16 protein-coding genes are annotated in these 18585 nt (G+C 52.3%); 10 read left to right on the top strand and 6 right to left on the bottom strand.

All coding sequences use genetic code 11. The features are described from left to right. The first annotated feature begins 37 nt into the window (after positions 1 to 37). The 3 genes from rfbB (at position 38) to rfbA (ending at position 3181) form a co-directional block, all read left to right on the top strand. Positions 38 to 1093: a dTDP-glucose 4,6-dehydratase gene (gene rfbB / locus SD425_RS25070; RefSeq protein ID WP_324673470.1), complete on the top strand. Its 1056-nt coding sequence runs from the start codon at positions 38 to 40 to the stop codon at positions 1091 to 1093. A 98-nt stretch (positions 1094 to 1191) separates the two neighbouring features. Next, positions 1192 to 2199, top strand: a complete 1008-nt coding sequence (locus SD425_RS25065) for an SDR family oxidoreductase (protein ID WP_324673468.1) — start codon at positions 1192 to 1194, stop codon at positions 2197 to 2199. A 103-nt stretch (positions 2200 to 2302) separates the two neighbouring features. Continuing rightward, positions 2303 to 3181 (top strand): glucose-1-phosphate thymidylyltransferase RfbA, encoded by an 879-nt coding sequence (rfbA, locus tag SD425_RS25060; protein WP_324673466.1) that lies wholly within the window; start codon positions 2303 to 2305, stop codon positions 3179 to 3181. An 89-nt stretch (positions 3182 to 3270) separates the two neighbouring features. Here the strand turns inward: rfbA and chrA are convergent, their stop codons facing one another. Further along, complete coding sequence (gene chrA / locus SD425_RS25055) at positions 3271 to 4497, bottom strand: chromate efflux transporter (protein ID WP_324673464.1); 1227 nt, start codon at positions 4495 to 4497, stop codon at positions 3271 to 3273. 133 nt (positions 4498 to 4630) lie between these two features. Next, the gene (locus SD425_RS25050; protein ID WP_324673462.1) at positions 4631 to 5608 is read right to left on the bottom strand and encodes an isopenicillin N synthase family dioxygenase; all 978 of its coding nucleotides are present in this window, start codon (positions 5606 to 5608) and stop codon (positions 4631 to 4633) included. Positions 5609 to 5742: 134 nt separating this feature from the next. On the opposite strand from SD425_RS25050, the gene SD425_RS25045 reads away from it, so the two are divergent. Together SD425_RS25045 and SD425_RS25040 are read left to right on the top strand one after the other, a co-directional pair. Further along, on the top strand, positions 5743 to 6570 hold the full coding sequence (locus SD425_RS25045; protein WP_324673460.1) for a hypothetical protein: 828 nt from the start codon (positions 5743 to 5745) through the stop codon (positions 6568 to 6570). 316 nt (positions 6571 to 6886) lie between these two features. Continuing rightward, positions 6887 to 8929, top strand: coding sequence for an OmpA family protein (locus tag SD425_RS25040; RefSeq protein ID WP_324673458.1), 2043 nt, complete (start codon positions 6887 to 6889; stop codon positions 8927 to 8929). Positions 8930 to 9008: 79 nt separating this feature from the next. Here the strand turns inward: SD425_RS25040 and floA are convergent, their stop codons facing one another. After that, complete coding sequence (gene floA, locus SD425_RS25035) at positions 9009 to 9980, bottom strand: flotillin-like protein FloA (protein ID WP_324673455.1); 972 nt, start codon at positions 9978 to 9980, stop codon at positions 9009 to 9011. Positions 9981 to 10093: 113 nt separating this feature from the next. Continuing rightward, entirely contained in the window at positions 10094 to 10561 is a 468-nt protein-coding gene (locus tag SD425_RS25030; RefSeq protein WP_324673453.1) for an NfeD family protein, read from the bottom strand. A 118-nt stretch (positions 10562 to 10679) separates the two neighbouring features. Here SD425_RS25030 and SD425_RS25025 point away from each other — a divergent pair, with 118 nt between their 5' ends. The 3 genes from SD425_RS25025 to SD425_RS25015 all read left to right on the top strand — a co-directional run bounded on the left by SD425_RS25025 (position 10680) and on the right by SD425_RS25015 (position 12215). Then, entirely contained in the window at positions 10680 to 11285 is a 606-nt protein-coding gene (locus SD425_RS25025) for a Crp/Fnr family transcriptional regulator (protein WP_324673451.1), read from the top strand. Between the two features lie 63 nt (positions 11286 to 11348). After that, a complete protein-coding gene (locus SD425_RS25020) occupies positions 11349 to 11921 on the top strand; it encodes a DinB family protein (protein ID WP_324673449.1) in 573 nt (190 codons plus the stop codon). A 51-nt stretch (positions 11922 to 11972) separates the two neighbouring features. Beyond that, a complete protein-coding gene (locus SD425_RS25015) occupies positions 11973 to 12215 on the top strand; it encodes a hypothetical protein (protein ID WP_324673446.1) in 243 nt (80 codons plus the stop codon). Between the two features lies 1 nt (position 12216). On the opposite strand, the gene SD425_RS25010 is transcribed toward SD425_RS25015, so the two are convergent. Together SD425_RS25010 and proS are read right to left on the bottom strand one after the other, a co-directional pair. Next, positions 12217 to 13629 carry an APC family permease gene (locus SD425_RS25010; protein WP_324673444.1) on the bottom strand — a complete coding sequence of 471 codons (1413 nt, stop codon included), beginning with the start codon at positions 13627 to 13629 and terminating at the stop codon, positions 12217 to 12219. Positions 13630 to 13843: 214 nt separating this feature from the next. Then, a complete protein-coding gene (proS, locus tag SD425_RS25005; RefSeq protein ID WP_324673441.1) occupies positions 13844 to 15319 on the bottom strand; it encodes a proline--tRNA ligase in 1476 nt (491 codons plus the stop codon). A gap of 183 nt (positions 15320 to 15502) precedes the next feature. Here proS and SD425_RS25000 point away from each other — a divergent pair, with 183 nt between their 5' ends. Further along, positions 15503 to 16888 carry a hypothetical protein gene (locus SD425_RS25000; protein ID WP_324673439.1) on the top strand — a complete coding sequence of 462 codons (1386 nt, stop codon included), beginning with the start codon at positions 15503 to 15505 and terminating at the stop codon, positions 16886 to 16888. A gap of 67 nt (positions 16889 to 16955) precedes the next feature. Further along, positions 16956 to 18485 (top strand): hypothetical protein, encoded by a 1530-nt coding sequence (locus tag SD425_RS24995; RefSeq protein ID WP_324673437.1) that lies wholly within the window; start codon positions 16956 to 16958, stop codon positions 18483 to 18485. The last annotated feature ends 100 nt before the right edge of the window (positions 18486 to 18585 follow it).

Genomic DNA, 18585 nt, shown 5'->3' with positions numbered 1-18585 from the left:
GAGCTAGCTTGTTGGCATATCAATTAATCTGCACTACATGAAGATTATTATCACTGGCGGGGCTGGCTTCATCGGGTCACACGTCGTACGGCTTTTCGTAACCAAATACCCGGAATACCAGATCCTGAACCTGGATGCCTTAACGTATGCCGGCAACTTAGAAAACCTGCGCGACATTGAGCAAGCACCCAACTACCGCTTTGTAAAAGGCGATATTGCCGACCAAGCATTCGTGGATGAATTATTTGCACGTGAGGAGCCCGATGCTGTGATTCATCTAGCTGCAGAATCGCACGTGGACCGGTCGATTACTGACCCATTGGCATTCGTGAAAACTAACGTGCTAGGTACAGTGCACTTGCTGAATGCTGCCAAAAATCTGTGGAAGCCTACTGGCTACGAAGGGCATACCTTCTACCACGTGAGCACCGATGAAGTGTATGGTTCCTTGGAAATGGGCACCGAAATGTTTACGGAGGAAACTTCCTACGATCCTCGTTCGCCATACTCAGCTTCGAAAGCTTCGTCGGACCACTTCGTGCGGGCTTGGTATCACACCTATGGTCTACCGATTAAGCTGAGCAACTGCTCCAACAACTACGGGCCTAACCACTTCCCAGAAAAGCTGATTCCGCTGGCTATTCACCGCATTCAGCACGGACAGCCCGTGCCGGTATACGGCAAAGGGGAAAACGTACGCGACTGGTTATTTGTGAAAGACCATGCTACAGCTATCGATGCGGTGTTCCACAAAGGTAAAATTGGGGACACCTATAATATTGGCGGCGTAAACGAGTGGCAGAACATCGAGCTGATCCACTTACTCTGCGACGTGTTAGATGAGAAAACGGGTAAGCCTCAAGGTACTTCGCGCAAGCTCATCACTTTCGTTACCGACCGCGCTGGCCATGACCTTCGCTATGCTATCGATTCGTCTAAAATCATGAACGAGCTAGGATGGAAGCCGTCTGTCACGTTTGAGCAAGGCTTAGCCCAAACTGTTGACTGGTACCTAGCCAATAATGAGTGGTTAGAGCGTGTAACGAGCGGCGCTTACCAAGACTATTATCAGCAGCAATACGCGGCACGCTAACGCGCTTTCGATGGACAGCTATCAGCGAGCCGTAAACAAAATGGTTTGGTTGCGCAGGGATAGTTACTCATCGTTCATTAACACTTGCCACCGAAGAAATGTACAATACGCCTTTTCATGATCAGCCACTCGATAATCTTACGTTTTTAATAACGGGTGGCGGCGGCTTTATTGGTTCTAATCTAGTAGAGTACCTACTGAAATACGGTGCCGGAACCGTACGTGTGCTGGATAACTATTCAAACGGCTTCCGAAAGAATTTGCGTTTGTTCGCTGATCATCCGGCACTAGGGATTATTGAGGGCGACATTCGGGATGTAGAAGTGTGCCGGGCTGCTTGTCAGGGCGCGCACGTAGTCTTGCACCAAGCAGCCCTAGGTTCAGTACCACGTTCTATCAATGACCCTATCACAACGAATGATGTAAATGTGGGTGGGTTTGTGAATATGCTGGTTGCAGCCAAAGAGGCGAGTGTAAAGCGCTTTGTGTATGCTGCTTCGTCGTCAACTTATGGCGACAGCAAGGCATTGCCCAAGGTAGAAGACCGCATTGGCAAGCCTCTCTCACCCTACGCCGTTACGAAATATGCCAACGAGCTATATGCTGACGTATTCGGCAAAACGTATGGCATGGAAATCATTGGCTTGCGCTACTTCAACATCTTCGGTCCACGCCAAGATCCGAACGGAGCGTACGCCGCCGTGATTCCGCTGTTTATCGATGCTGTTCTAGAAGGTCGGCCGCCGCGTATGAACGGGGATGGTGGTCAAACGCGGGACTTCACATTCGTTGAGAACTGTGTGCAAGCAAACATCAAAGCCGCGCTAACAGCGAATCCAGAAGCTATTAACCAAGTCTATAACATTGCAGTAGCTGATCGGACGTCGTTGAATGACCTCTTCAACATCTTAAAAGAAGAAGCGGACTCCGATCTGATTCCTGAGTACGGACCTGACCGCGCCGGTGACATCCGCGACTCGCTGGCTGATATCAGCAAAGCGCAACGACTACTCGGGTACGATCCTAAAATTCGCATCAGAGAAGGTCTGCAAAAGACCCTAGCTTGGTTCAAAGAAAACCAGACGTTTATCCGCGAAAGCAATTAAAATAGATGACTGAAAGAGTGATTGTTGACGAGTGAACAGCTTGATTTCTATCAATTAACGATCATTCAAGAAGCATCCATTTAAACATTCAACCTATTTAACTATGAAAGGCATCATCTTGGCTGGTGGCTCCGGAACTCGTCTGCATCCGCTCACACTTGCTGTTAGCAAGCAGCTTATGCCGGTGTATGATAAACCAATGATCTACTACCCATTATCGATTCTGATGATGGCGGGCATTCGTGAGATTTTGATCATTACCACACCCCACGACCAAGCACAATTTCAACGCTTGCTTGGAGATGGAAAAAGCTTGGGCTGCAACTTTCAGTACGCTGTTCAGAAAACGCCCAATGGCCTAGCACAAGCTTTCGTGATTGGTGCTGATTTTATTGGCAGCGACAAAGTGGCGCTGGTGCTCGGCGATAATATATTCTACGGAGAAGGACTTGATCAACTGCTACAAAGCAATAGTAATCCAGACGGTGGGGTTGTATATGCTTACTACGTGCAAGATCCTGAACGATACGGTGTAGTAGAGTTTGATCAGGATAAAAAGGCACTTAGCATTGAAGAAAAGCCTAAGCAGCCGAAGAGTAACTATGCAGTACCTGGCCTTTACTTCTACGACAACGACGTAATTGAAATAGCTAGGAACTTGGAACCTAGCCCCCGTGGTGAGTACGAAATCACAGATGTGAACCAAGAATACTTGCGTCGCGGAAAATTGAAGGTAGGCATCCTAGGCCGCGGCACCGCTTGGCTCGATACAGGTACGTTTGAATCGTTGATGCAAGCTTCTGAGTTCGTGCGCGTAATTGAGCACCGCCAAGGCTTGAAGGTAGGTTCTATTGAGGAAATAGCATACCGACAAGGTTTCATTACGGCGGAGCAACTACGTAAAATTGCGGAGCCCTTGCGCAAAAGTGGTTATGGCGACTACCTGATGAGCCTACCCGGTACGTTGCTGCTTGAGGAATAAGTTAGCTTCGTGAATAAAGGCAAACGCCGCGGTTGTCAACAACCGCGGCGTTTGCCTTTGTATATGGCTCCTAAAGCTAGGTATACTACTCACCAGATAATACCAGCTAGCAGCCCAGACCCCACGATGACGTAAGACGGAACTTTCTCCCACAGCAACAAAAGAAACGTGACGGCTACCAACACCAAGTTGATAGGGGTATCTGGCAGAGGATGATACAGCAGGAAAGTAGCCGCGCACACTAAGCCTGCCGACACGGCATTGATACCTTCCAAGGAAGCTTTCACCACTCGATATTGCTTGAGCCGGTCCCAGAAACGGATCAGAAAGAAGATGAGTAGCGTACCGGGCATGAAAATACCCGCAGCACCAACGAGGGCGCCAAGTATCTGTCCGCCCACACCTGTGCCTGCCTGCCGCATGGCCAGCGAGCCTACGTAAGCGGCAAAGGAGAAATTGGGGCCAGGTAGCGCCTGTACCAATCCGAGTCCTGAAAGGAATTCCTGTGGGGAAAGGTATTTCTTGGCCTCAACAAACTCGGTGAAAAGTAGGGGAGCCAATACTTGTCCGCCGCCGAAAACAAGACTACCATTTCGGTAGAAGTTCTCGAACAAGCGCACAGGTAACAAGCGCGTGTAAGAACCTAGCAACGCGGCAGTGACAAGTACCCCTAACCACAAAATGAAGTTAGACCATTCCACCTGAAGTGGCAGCTTATCAGCTTGCACAGGCATTTTGCGGAAGCGAAATGTTGTAACTAAACCACCCGTAAGTAGTAGAAGCGGCAGAATCCACGGCAGCTGAAAGGTGTAGGCTAGCAGCGCCGACCCAACCATAATCGCCACGGATGTTTTGGTGTGAATCACCTTTTCCGACACCCGATAGGCCGAGTAAGCTACAAAGCCCACGGCAATAGGCTGCACGTATTGTACTAGGCGGGCTACTTGGTCTTTATCAAGGTAGCTCATAGTAAGTCCAGCCATCGTCATAATGGAGACGGCAGGCAGCATCCAAACCAATAGCGTTAAATAAGCTAGGTTGGGACCACCCAGCCGAAAGCCGATAGCAGTAACCGTTTGGGTCGAAGTAGGACCAGGAAGAATCTGGCAGAGCGCTGTTATTTCCAGGAGCTCGGCCGCCGTCAGGTAGCGACGCTTGGCTACGAGTAGCCGCAGCATCATGGCCATGTGCGCCTGGGGCCCGCCGAAAGCCGTTAGGCCTAGGGTGGCCACATCTTTCAGGAAAATGATGCCGCGTACCCGTTTGGTGCGGGCACCACTACGGCGCGGTGGCGGAGCTAACTTGATTTCTTCCACAAATGACAAGGCCGACTATTGGTTGCTAGATATTCATTATCAGCTGTGAAAAGCATGCGTTGAGCCTAAAAAAAGTTGCCAGTGAGTCAGATAAATAACTGCTCACTGGCAACAGGCAATGCTAACAAGAACCTTATTTCTTCTTCAACCCTAGCTCGATGAGGCGTTCATTCAAGAACTCACCAGCCGTCACGTCGGGCTGTTGCTTTGGATTGTCAGGCGTAATGCAGTTCTCTAAGGCTGCAAGGCTCATCTCCGAGCGAGGGTGCATGAAGAAGGGCACAGAGTAGCGCGAAGAGTTCATTTTTTCGCGGGGCGGGTTCACCACCCGGTGGATGGTGCTCTTAAGCACTCCATTAGTAAGGCGTTGGAGCATATCGCCCACGTTCACCACAATCTGGTCGGGCAGGGCCGTGATGGGAATCCACTTACCATCGCGGCGTAACACCTGCAGACCGTCGGCCGAGGCACCCATCAATAGCGTGATTAGGTTGATATCACCGTGTTCAGCAGCACGCACGGCGTCAGCCGGTACCGCGTCTGGGTTTTCGATGGGGAAGTAATGAATCTGGCGCAGAATGGAGTTGCCATTGCGAACCTTATCATCGAAGTAATTCTCTGGGAGCTGCAAGTACAGTGCAATAGCGCGTAGCACATCTGTGCCAGCCGCTTCTAGTGTTTTGTATGCTTCGGTTGTGCTTTGCTGAAAGCTAGGCACTTCTGCCGGCCAGATGTTGTCCGGGTACTCGCTAGCCACCGGATCAGTAGGATCGTCTACTACCTGTCCCACGTGGTAGAACTCCTTCAGGTCACCGGTGTTGCGCCCTTTTGCGTGCTCCTTTCCTTTGCCTACATAACCCCGCTGACCTGCTAGCGCTGGGTTCTCATAGCGGAGCTTTTGCTCGTCGGGTAAGGAGAAGAAAGCCTGCACATCATTATATAGGCGCTTGGTTTGTTCATCGCTCAAACCATGGTTTTTAAGTGCCACAAACCCAATGCTCTGGTAGGCTTCGCCGAGTTGTTGCACAAAGCGGTTTTTGCGCTCCGGGTCGCCGGAACGAAAGTCAGCCAAATCAAGCGACGGAATTTCTTCCAACAATGCTGATTCCATAGAGGGAAAACTATATACTTTTGGAGATTCTTACGTTTGTGCAAGGTACTTAAAAAATCACTTGTTACCTTGCCCTCGGGTCTTGCTAGATGAGCGGTCCGGAAGCCGATATTTTAATCCTTTCCACTCTTTTTATGAAAGTATCTACTTTACTGCTAGGTAGCGCTATGTTTGTGGCGTTAAGTGCTTGTGACACAGCCAAACAGCAAAAGGAATCGAGTGCCCAGTCTACCGCCGAAACGGTGACAACGGCAAATGCAGCAAGCATGGAGAAGAATGGCATTCGGCTTACTCCTTTCAACGACTCTCCCAAGTATCCAGAATCGCAGATGCGGGTTATTGCGCCCGTTGTTGGCTCCGTTGCACCTAGTGGGGCTGTTGCTTTTGACTACGATCTAAGCAACTTCCAGCTCACTAAAATGACCGGCGGCATGCACGCTGACGATATGGCTAATTCGGCCAAAGGCCAGCACATCCACAACATTGTGGATAATGAGCCTTACACGGCTCATTACACAACGGAGTTCACTAAGAATATCCCTGATGGGCAGCACGTAGTGCTGTCGTTCTTGTCGCGCTCTTACCACGAAAGCCTAAAGCACCGCGGCGCATACGACCTACGTGTTATCACGGTCGGCAGCGCACCAGCGACTCCTCTATCTTTTGATGTAAAGGCACCGAACCTGTTTTATAGCCGCCCAAAAGACGTGTATTCGGGCAACGATACGAAGAAGGTGATGCTGGACTTTTACCTAGTAAATACCAACCTCTCGCCAGAAGGAAACAAGGTGCGTGCTACCATCAACGGCACGGAATTCATGCTTGAGCAGTGGGCACCCTACATGATGGAAGGTCTACCAATGGGACAAAATACAGTGAAATTGGAGTTGGTCGATGATAAGGGCACGTTGATTCCTGGGCCTTATAACTCGGTAACGCGCACGTTCACGCTGCAACCCTAAGTTTTGCAACAATTTATTTGTAAAAAGGCCCGCATACTCATAAGTAGGCGGGCCTTTCTTATTTGTTAAAAACAGGCATTTATACGCCGCAACTTGAGGGAATGCAGGTTTTGTTGCTCAAGCAAGGCAAACTCGGCAGAAACTAGCAGCACATTCGGCTGATTTGCTTTAATAATATATGTACAAACATAGATATACGAGAACTTTTGGCCCGGCTTTCGCGGAACAGCGAAACTTCACTAGGAAATAGAATGTCTCTGATTTTCAGGCCTAGTGCCAAGCCTCCCGCATGGATCCAAGATTTGGTTTAGTAACTATGAATATTCGTACTCTTCTTTTATTGGTAGGTATTATAGTGGGGGCTAGCCGTGGTGCATTTGCGCAGCGTGCTATCTGGGCAAGTAAAATAGTTGATGTATCGTCGCAAAAAGCGGAAGGCAAGGAAGCTTTTTCGCCCGAGAAGGTGCTCGGCGAGCCCAACGCCCAGCCACTTGGCCAGGTAAGCAATGATGCTTGGATACCGCGCAAAGAGGGCGCTAGCGAATTCATTGAAGTTCGGTTTGGCCGGTCGATGTTGGCCCGCCAGGTGACAGTCGTGGAAAACTTTAACCCAGGCTCAGTTATCAAGATCGAGCTGGTGGATACACGCGGGGAGCGTCACCAGGTATACGAAAACAAGAACCCGGGCCCTCTGCCGGAGCTTTTCCGCTCGCTGCAAGTCACGTTTGAGCCTGCTACCTACCGCACGATTGGGGTAGTTGTGACGATGAATACAGCCAAGGTCAACGGTGTTAATCAGATTGATGCTATTGGTATTGCCGACGTGGTAGATACCATGGTAAAGCAAGAGTTTAAATCGGAACCCAGCGCCGCCAACGTCGATTCTTCCATGTTCAACCTAGGTCCGAACGTGAACACGCGGTACGTGGATACGCACCCGGTAATTTCGCCGGACGGCCGCAGCTTGTTTTTTGCGCGTCAGGGCAGTCCGCAGAACATCGGTGGCGCCAAAGACCCGCAGGATGTGTGGTATGCCACTATTGCTAACCCTAAAACCAAGGCGTGGAACCCAGCCAAGAACATTGGTGGGCCCATCAATACGCCAGGCCCCAACGGCCTAGCCTCCGTGTCGTCGGATGGCAATACGGCGCTGCTTATCAACGTGTACCGGCCCGATGGCTCGATGGAGCCAAAAGGGGCTAGCCTCACCCGGCGGAGCCAGATTGGGTGGAGCGCGCCGGTGAAAGTAGAGATTGAGGATTTTTACAACGATGATCCTGAGAACGTCGATTACTTCCTGGCTACTTCTGGCAAGGTGTTGCTGATGGCCCTGCAGCGCAAGGACACCCAAGGTGGACAGGATATCTATGTGAGCTTCCTGAAGGAAGATGGCAAAAGCTGGGGCAAGCCCCGCAACCTAGGGGCGGATATCAACACGAAAAAGCCAGAGTTCGCGCCTTTCTTAGCTGCCGATGGCAAGACTCTCTATTTTGCCTCGGAAGGCCATGGTGGGTACGGTAAGAGCGATATTTTCTACAGTAAGCGCCTAGATGAAAGCTGGACCAAGTGGACCAAGCCGCGCAACCTAGGTCCGAATGTAAATTCGACAGATTTCGACGCGTATTACACCATCTCGGCCGCTGGCGAAGATGCATACTTGGTGTCTTCGCGTAACGGCACCGACAACTCACGGGATATTTTTCGCATCAACCTAGCTTCACAGTTCAAGCCAGAGGTAGTTACGCTGGTAAAAGGTCGGGTGCTTGATGCTTCCACCAAGAAGCCCGTAGCCGCCAAAATCCGCTACGAAAACCTGCTGACCGGAGAAGAAATTGGTGTGGCAGATACCAACCCCGTTGATGGCTCTTATACCATCGTACTGCCTTCCGGCGCACATTACGGGTATAGGGCGGAGGCAGCCAACTACTTGTCGGAGAGCGATAACCTGGATGTGACCGACCGAGAAAAGTATTCGGAAGTAAACCAAGATCTGTATCTGGTTCCGTTCGTAGTTGGGCAGTTGATTAAACTCAATAACATCTTCTTTGCCCAGAGTAAGTTCTACTTGCGCGAAAATTCTTACCCCGAGCTGCAGCGCCTGATCCGGATTTTGAAAGAGTATTCGACGGTTGAAATCAAGCTGGAAGGCCACACCGATAACCAAGGTGATCCGGCCCTGAACACAAAGCTTAGCCAGGACCGCGTGAACGAAGTGAAGAAGTACCTTGTGCAGCACGGTATTAGCGCCAACCGCATCACGACGGAAGGCTATGGTGGCAGCAAGCCGATTGCCAGCAACGACCAAGAGGAGACCCGTAAGCTCAACCGCCGTGTAGAGTTCCGCATCACGAAGAAGTAAGCAGCACCCAAGCTGATTAAGCAAAAAGGCCTCACTACATTGTTGTAGCGAGGCCTTTTTGCATTGGGGCAGCGGGCAATTAGCTGGGCCTATTCTGATTGCCCGGGTTAGCGATGGAGTCGCGCATGTCGGTGTCGGCCTGTATGTTGCGCATTTTGTAGTAATCCATAATACCTAGGTTGCCAGATCGGAACGCTTCGGCCATGGCTTTTGGAACTTCGGCTTCGGCGTCGACAACGCGCGCCTTGGCCTCCTGCGTTTTGGCGCGGTTCTCCTGCTCGACTGCCACGGCCATTGCGCGGCGCTCTTCCGCTTTGGCTTCGGCTACTTTTAAGTCGGCAGTGGCTTGGTCGATCTGGAGCTTGGCGCCGATGTTTTCGCCAATGTCGATGTCGGCAATATCGATGGACAAAATCTCGAAGGCTGTACCTGCATCTAGGCCTTTGCTGAGCACGAGCTTCGATATCTTGTCGGGATTTTCGAGCACTTCTTTGTGAGAGAGCGACGAGCCAATGCTTGTCACAATGCCTTCGCCTACACGCGCTAAGATGGTTTCCTCGCCCGCACCGCCGACCAGTTGGGCAATGTTGGCGCGCACTGTTACACGTGCCTTGGCAATGAGCTGAATACCATCTTGCGCAACCGCCGCCACATTGGGTGTGTTGATCACCTTAGGGTTAACGGAAGTAGTCACGGCCTCGAACACGTCGCGACCAGCTAAGTCGATGGCTGTGGCTTGCTTGAACGAAAGTGGGATATTCGCCTTATCGGCCGAAATGAGCGCCTTAATGACGCTAGGTACGTTGCCTCCAGCTAGGTAGTGTGTCTCTAAATCGTTGGAAGTCAGCTCCAGACCTGCCTTGGTCGACGTAATCAAGGAGTTGACGATAAGCGTGGGTGACACTTTGCGCACGCGCATCAGCACGAGCTGAAATAAGCTCACCCGCACACCTGAGAAAATGGCCGTAATCCAGAGGCTGATGGGGAAGAAATACAGAAAGACGAGCAGCACGACGGCCGCGACGACTATAGGGAAAAAAGGTATTTGCATAGGCGGGCTGTTGAGGCTAGGTATTAACGGCGCCAAGTACGAGCTTTTGCCGCAGCTTTTTAGCAAGCCTGGTAGTATAACCTAGTTACTCACAGCCTTTTCTTAAATTCAAGCTATACAGCTTGCTCTACTACGATGCGGTTGTGCTCGATGCCTAGCACGCGCACGGTGGTGCCAACGGGCAGGAACTCGCCGCGGGTAACTACCTCACGGCGGTCGTCGTGGAACAGGGCTGTGCCAGCGGGGCGCAAAGCAGAAAGAGCCCGGCCCGTAACCCCAGGCTGCACATCGGGTTGACGCACGTCGTGTACGCGGGCGTAGTTCACGTTCGTAAGCGCCATCTTGGCGAGATTCTTAGGCCGCAGCCCTATATACAGAATCAGCCCTACCACCCCGGCCGATATGCTCAGGGCGACGTGGCCAGCGGACGTACCTAGGTCGCGGTAGCCCAACCAGATACCAGCGGCCAGCAACACAAAGCCGACGAGTCCCACCAGCGTAGTACCAGGAATAAAGACTACTTCGGCCACTACGAACAGCAAACCAAACAGCAAAAGGGCAGCGATACTTAGCCAATCCATCGGACAAGAGCAAAAAGGCGAGGAATACACTAGAAATATACGCAGAAAACAGCTGCGCGTACACTTCAGGCTAGCCGCAGATTCTCTACTTTGCTTTTCCAACCAACTGTTCGTCATCGTGGCTGCCGAATCGGCTCAAACGCAACCTGCTGGCTTTGGCGCAAAGCTAGCTGCACTGGCTGCTTTGCTGCGCCGTGTGCCTTCCCTAACGGAAGAAGACGTAGCCGCTTGCTTGCCTCTCTGGAAGAAAGCCGTAACGCTGAAACGCAACGATTTTCTCATCCGGGTGGGGCAAGTAGAGCACCACTTGTATTTCGTAGCTAGTGGCGCAATGCGCATTTACCTGCCCGATGCCTCAGAGGAAATCTGTGTAGGGTTTGCGTACGGAGCTAGTCTAGTCTGCGCGTTTCCCTCATTTGTCGAAAACCGGCCTTCTGACTATTGCATTCAGGCGCTGAAAAAGACTGAGCTACTAGCCGTTAGTCGCGCCGACTTCCTGACCTTACTCGATCGTAACGCTAATTTTGCGCGGTTCTGGCGCATGGAGCTCGAGCGAGTACTGGTGGGGCGGATTGAGCGGGAAATAGACCTGCTGCTGCCCGAGCCTGAGCGGCGACTGCAACGGCTGTTGGCGCGCAGTCCGCACCTGTTTCAGCTCATCCCGAAGAAATACATTGCTTCCTACCTACGTATGACGCCCGAAACGCTGAGTCGGCTTCGCTAAATCTTGAGGCTAATCAAGGTTTGAGGACCTAACTAGAGTGACCTTTGTTAAAAAAGCAAAGCAATGGACACCAACACTTTCCTTCAGCAGCTGCACACCGAAGTGCGCAACTTACAAGCCACCGTCGAAACCGAGCTAGCTCCTCTCGATGATTTTATACTCAACTTCAAGCCGAGCCCTGAACGCTGGAGCGTACTCGAATGCTTGGAGCACCTCAACCGCTACAGTCGCTACTATAACCTAGCTATTGCCAACGCTGTGCAGAAGGTACCAGCGCGAGTGAAGCAGGAGCCACTGCGGTACAGTTGGCTGGGACGAAAGTCTATCGGGATGATGGAGCCTAGCAACAACAAGCAATACAAAACGGTGAAGCACATGAACCCCACCGGCAGCGACCTAGGTCGTAACGTATTAACGGAGTTTCAGGCGCACCAAACGCAGCTGCTACAACTACTCACCAGTGCCCAAAAGACCGACCTCAACAAGAAAGCTGTACCGGTCGAGTTCTTCCGTTTGCTGAAGTTAGGTATTGGCGAAGCGCTAGAGTTTGTGGTGCGTCACGAAGAGCGGCACGTGCAGCAGGCGATCCGGGCCAAGCAGCAAGCAGCTTCCGCAAGATTAACCTTAGTGGTGTGACAGCCACCCCGGTGAGCGCAGCAAAACCTAGGTGGCTGCGTATAAACCACCATGAAGCAACGTGAAGTTATCGACGCGCATCACACCACTTGGACGTGTGTGCAAGCCTACGCAGGCCTAGAGGGAAAAGTAGCCGAGCAAGCGGCCAAACTCGCCGAAACGGCAGACGGACAAGTAACGGTGGTGTGCACGCCAAACGGCGGTGCCCAAACCGTGCGACTGGAGTTGAACAGCAACTGGCTTGACAACCTCTCCGATGAGGAACTGCTACAAGCCATTGCGGAAGCTCGATAAGCTAGGCTACTTCCTCCTGCAAAACAGCGCGTTCTTTCCGGTTGAACCACAGGTACATCGGCACGCCGGTTAGCATCAGCACGAGGCCAATGGCCGCTTCCCGTGGGCGGGCAAAAGTGGTGTTGATAACCAGACAGATGCAAAAGATGATCATGATGGCGGGCACCACGGGGTAGCCCCACACTTTGTAAGGGCGCGGTGCATCGGGCATGCGTTTGCGCAGGATGAATACGCCGAGCGTCGTAGCGCCATAGTAAATAAAGACGGCAAAGATGATCATGTCCGTCAGCTGATCAAACGTGCCGGAAAGTACCAGCAAGCAAGACCAAACGCCTTGGAAAACCAGGGAGTTAGCTGGGACGCGTGCTTCGTTTAGCTCGGCAGCCTTCGAAAAGAAAAGACCTTCGCGGGCCATGGCGAAGTAAGGTCGGCAGCCCGATAAGATGGACGCATTGGTGCAACCTAGGGTCGTAATCAGGATAAGCACCGAGATAAACAGCGCGCCGTTTTGACCCCAAAAACTTCTGACTGCCTCAACGGCCGTTATCTGGTTGCCGGCTTTGTAAACCTGTTCAAGCTCGGGGATGGATAGGAGCGAGAGGTAAGTGGTATTGACCAGCAGATACAAGGTAATGATGATAAACACCCCGACAGCAATGCCCCGCGGAATAGTACGCTTCGCGTCCTTCACTTCGCCTCCGATGTAGCCGATCGACGCCCACCCTTGGTACGCCCAGAACGCCGACAGCATGCCCGTAAAAATGTTGCTGAGCGTTACGGTGTGGTTGGTGCCAGTCGTTTGCGTCGAGAAAACACTACCTAGGCTTTGGGGGCTGTGCGCCAAGCCAAAGGCTATAATTACGAAGATGCCTATAAAAACCAGCGCTAGAATAGCGGTGCTCACGCTTGCACCCGTCTTGATGCCTCTGGTATTCAGCCAGGTAAGCAGCACAATCAGCAGAATAGCAGTGAGTTTTACGTTGAAGTCGGCGAATGGAAAGAATACCCCCGCAACGCTGAAATCGGCCAAAGACGTCAGCACGGGCGGCACAGAGACAATGCTGACCAACGATTGCGCAAAGACGTAAGCCAGAGAAGCGATGGTTGCCGTTTGAATTACGGTGAACAGCGACCAGCCGAAGATAAAAGCAAAAAAGCGGTTGTAGATCTTGCGGAAATAAGCATAGTCGCCGCCGGTATCGGCCAAGAGCCCAGCGACTTCGGCGTTGCTCAGGGCTCCGAATAGAGTGATAATTCCGCCGAGAATCCAACAAATCAAAATCCAGCCCGAGGAGTGTAACTCAGCGGCCATCGGCGCGACTTTTTTGTACACGCCTGATCCGAGAATGTTGCCGATAACGACCACAATCACGAGGCGCAAACCAAGGGCACGACTGAGTTGAGGAGCACTCATAAGGGAGCTACTTTTGGTGAATTACAACGAAGTTTTTCGGTACACCAGAAAGGTGAGCTAGGTCCTGGGTTTGGGCAAAATAGGAATTAATTCTAACAGCAACGCCCCTGAAGTTGTCAGGGGCGTTGGGCAATCTGTTTCGTAAGGTAGCGTGGACTTGGTAGTTCACACCTAGTATGTTCACAGCGCAGGCCACAAAGCCTGCGCTATTGGTCTAGTAAGCCCGGGCGAAATGTACGCGGCGGGAGCTAGGTTTGCCGGTCAGGATGCAGGTGCCTTCCTCCTCGGGCTCGTTGAGTGCAATGCAACGAATCGTGGCTTTCGTTTCGTCTTTGATGCGCTCTTCGGTTTCGGAGGTGCCATCCCAGTGCGCCACCACAAAGCCGCCTTTCGTATCGAGCACTTGCTTGAACTCCTCGTACGTGTCTACGCGGGTGGTGTGCTCTTCACGGTAGGCCAGCGCCTTTTGGTAGATGTTTGTCTGTATGTCCTTGAGCAGCTGATCAATGCTGTTCACGATGTCCGCTAGCGGTAGGTTCATCTTCTCCTTCGTGTCGCGGCGGGCTACTTCCACAGTGCCGTTATCAAGGTCGCGGGCACCGACAGCTAAGCGCACGGGCACGCCTTTCATTTCCCACTCGGCAAACTTGTAACCGGGGCGCTCCGTGTCGCGGTCGTCTACTTTCACGCTGATGCCCCGCTCAATCAAACCCATCTGAATGGGACGGATGCGCTCCAGCAGTTCGTCGAGCTGACCAGTCTTATAAATCGGCACGATGACCACTTGGATAGGAGCTAGCTTTGGTGGCAATACCAAGCCTTCGTCGTCGGAGTGCGCCATGACGAGTGCGCCCATCAAGCGCGTGCTTACGCCCCAGCTGGTACCCCACACGTACTCCAGCTGGCCTTCTTTGGTCTGAAACTGCACGTCGAAAGCCTTAGCGAAGTTCTGTCCCAAGAAGTGCGAAGTACCTGCTTGCAGAGCCTTGCCATCCTGCATCATGCCTTCGATGCAGTAGGTTTCTAGCGCACCGGCGAAGCGTTCATTTTCAGTCTTCACGCCGCGTACGACCGGTAGAGCTAGGTGCTCTTCCGCAAACTCGGCGTACACACTCAGCATCTGCCGGGTTTCAGCCAAGGCTTCCTCGGCAGTAGCGTGAGCCGTGTGGCCTTCTTGCCAGAGGAACTCGGCCGTGCGTAGGAACAAGCGCGTGCGCATTTCCCAGCGCACTACGTTGGCCCACTGGTTGATGAGTAGGGGCAGGTCGCGGTAGCTTTGAATCCAGTTCTTGTAGGTACTCCAGATGATGGCTTCCGAGGTCGGACGCACGATTAATTCTTCCTCTAGTTTGGCGTTCGGATCGACGCGCAACTTACCGGGATTATCAGGGTCTGTCTGGAGCCGGTAGTGTGTCACGACGGCGCATTCCTTCGCGAAGCCTTCCGCATTCTTTTCCTCAGCCTCAAACAAGCTTTTGGGCACGAAAAGCGGAAAATAAGCGTTCTGATGACCTGTACGCTTAAACATATCGTCGAGCTGGCGCTGCATCTTTTCCCAGATGGCATAACCATACGGTTTGATGACCATGCAGCCGCGTACGGCGGAGTTCTCGGCTAGGCCAGCACGCTTTACCAATTCATTGTACCACAAGGAGTAATCCTCGCTGCGCTTAGGCAAACTTTTGCTCATGTTTTAGAGTATCTTTGAGTAGTCGAAGCGGTTCTTGTACTGGTACAAGATTTGATGGTAAAAAAGCACCGATTCGGCGTAAATTTACGTTATTATCCCTGAGTAGCTTTCTTTTTAGAAGTGCAGGCTCCCGGGCCTCATTCGTTCTCCATTATTTGGGTTTCTCTTTACGCGCAAGCAGCCATGAAAAATAAACTAACCACCCTAGTTCCTGCGGTAGCGCTGCTCGCCCTAAGTAGCTGCGCCAGTACCTCAGGCCTGACCTCTACGGAGAGCGACGGCGTCTATTATTCGTCGAAGGATCGGACGACGCAAACCGCCACGGCTTCTATCGCGACGGATAATAATCAATATGCTACCCAGGGCCAAGGCATCGACGAAGATACTAACCCTGAATACAGCGGCAACAGTAGCAACGGCTCGTCGAGCGGTTCTGCTGAGTACTACGACGACAGCTATGCTTCACGCCTAGGTCGCTTCAATAACTCTTCTTATAGTGGCCTAAGCTACTACAGCCCCGTCTACACCGACCCGTATTTCATGGGTGGTGGCTACGGCAGCGCCTTCTCGCCATACTATGGCCTAGGCTATGGCGGTGGTTTCTACGACCCATTTTACAGCTCGATGTATAGTCCATATGGCTATGGCTTCGGTGGCTCTTACCTGAGCATCGGCCTTGGCTTCGGCAGCCCCTGGGGCTATCGGCCTTATGGCCTTGGGTATGGCGGCTACGGTGGTGGCTTCTACGATCCGTACTACAGTGGCCTATATGGTGGCGGTTACGGCCTAGGCTATGGTTACGGGTATGGCAACTCTGGCTACTCCGGCTACTGGGGTGGCGGAGACAACGGTCGCCGCAATGTACGGTACGCTCCGCGCGTAGATCGTACGCGGGAGGCAGTTTCAGCTAGCCAGCCAGTTGGTGGCAGTGCCGGTGGTGGTCGTGGCGGACGTTATGTAAGCCAGGGAGGCTTGATGGCTTCACCAAATACCAGTGGAGTAGTAGCAGCACCAAATACGAGTGTGGTTGGTAATGCAGCTCCTAGCGTTGCACCAGCTCGTGCACGTGGTCGTCTTGTAGAGGCAGGTACCACGCAGCCGCAACAAACCAATGGCCTTGCTTCACCAAACAACAACTATAACCTAAACGAGCGCCTTATGAGCGAGACGGAGCAACGGGCACGTGAAGGCCGGACGAACCGTCGGATGCTCGATGCTACTACGCAATCTGCTGAGCAGCCTAGCCTCGACTACTCGGGCCGTGGTCGTCGTAGCCAGATAGTTGATAACAGCAACGCGGGTGCCACGGCTACTCCCCAAGATTACCAACCAGCACAGCGCCGGGGTCGTCTTAGCGATGCATTCCGTAGCAGTGAGATAAACAGCAATCAGAACAGAACGACTCCGCAGCGTTCTTACGAAACGCGTACGTACTCGGAACCAGCACGCACCTACTCGGAGCCAGCTCGCATGTCGTCGCCTGCTCCTTCCTACGGCGGTTCTAGCGGTGGTGGAGGTAACTTTGGTGGCGGCGGTGGTGGCGGTGGCGGCCGTGGCCGCATCCGGTAATACTACCCGTTGCAAAACTGCGTTATTCAGGTGAACGACCAACGACTAGTGGTCACCTTCTAACCCTATGAAAAACAAACAATACTGGCTTGGCTTAGCTCTTATGGGCTGGGCCAGCCACGCTTTTGCCCAAACGGAAGACGATGCCCTGCGTTATTCACGCTTGCAGTTTGGAGGTACCGCCCGTACACAAGCCATTGGTGGCTCCAGTGTTGCGGTGGGTGCCGACCTAGGCAGTCTGATAACTAACCCTGCTGGGCTAGGCTTATACCAGAAATCAGAGATTTCCTTTTCACCAGGGTACAGCATCACTAGCAGTAGCAGCACGGGTACGGGTTCTACAACAGATGCTTCGCGCAACAACTTGCACGTAGCTAGCTTTGGTGTTGCTTTTACCAACCGGAAGCCTGATAATGATGATAGCAATTGGCGCAGCGGCACTTTTGCCGTTGGAATAAACCGGGTAAATAATTTCAATACTACTTTCCGGTACGCAGGAAGTATTGAAGATCAACGCTCTATATTCCAACGCTTCCGCGAGCAGCGGGTAGATAGCACGCAGATTTATCGGGAGGATGATAACCAGAGCTACGAAACACTGGATGGCTTAGCCTACGGTGCGCTCTTAACCAACATCGATCCTAAGACCGGACGAGCTTACACACCGACACTGCTACAGCGCGCGGGTGCAATCAACCAGAGTGAAATCGTCACGACCAAGGGAGCGCAGACCCAATACGACTTTGGGTATGGCGCAAACTACCGTGACAAGTTGTACCTAGGTATCGGCTTGGGTATTGTAAGTACGCGCTATGAGGAAACGCGCAACTATCAAGAATCTGACAATGACGTTTCGAACTACTTTGGTAGCCTAGCGCTAGTTGATCAGTACAAGACGCGCGGCACGGGCTTCAATCTGCGGATAGGGGCTATCTACCGGGTGGCGGATATGGTGCGGATCGGGGCTTCTGTTCAGACGCCAACGTTTATGCGCCTGACGGATGACTATGGCACAACGCTCACCTCAAACTTCAGTCCTGCGGCTCCGCTAGGTGGTGGTCAAACGACTACAGGTTCTACCGTGAGCACAGAACCTAGCTCGTATACTTACCAACTGACGACTCCTTTCCGGGCATCAGGCGGCGTCGCTGTGACCATTGGGAAATATGGCTTTCTATCGGGCGATGTAGAGTACTTGAACTACAACCAAGCTCGGTTCAATGCAGACGATAACGACGTTACTAGCACATCTGCTACGTACACCTATGATGCAGAAAACGATGCAATAAAATCTCTATATCACTCCACGGTAAACGTACGAGTTGGTGGAGAGGCTCGTCTCGATATTTTTCGGGTGCGGCTAGGGTATGCTCGCTACGGCGACCCATACCAGTCGAGCGACTTCGATCGCACGCAAAATTATATTACCGGTGGGGTAGGGCTGCGGCAAAACAACTTCTTCCTCGATCTGACGGGTGTATACAACACCAATGACCGCTTCTACAGCCCCTATACCTTGAGTAGTGGCGCGCAACCGGTAATCGCTGTTAATACCAACCGTTTCACCACCACGGCTACTGTTGGTTTCACGTTCTAAGTACTTTCCTTTTCAGCTAACAAAAAAGGCGACCTATATAGGTCGCCTTTTTTGTTAGCTGAGGTTCGAGAAACGAGTAAGCTACCAACTCTCAAAAATC

It is taken from the genome of Hymenobacter sp. GOD-10R, from assembly GCF_035609205.1.
GTDB lineage: Bacteria > Bacteroidota > Bacteroidia > Cytophagales > Hymenobacteraceae > Hymenobacter.
This window is presented reverse-complemented; position numbering and strand designations above follow the sequence as displayed.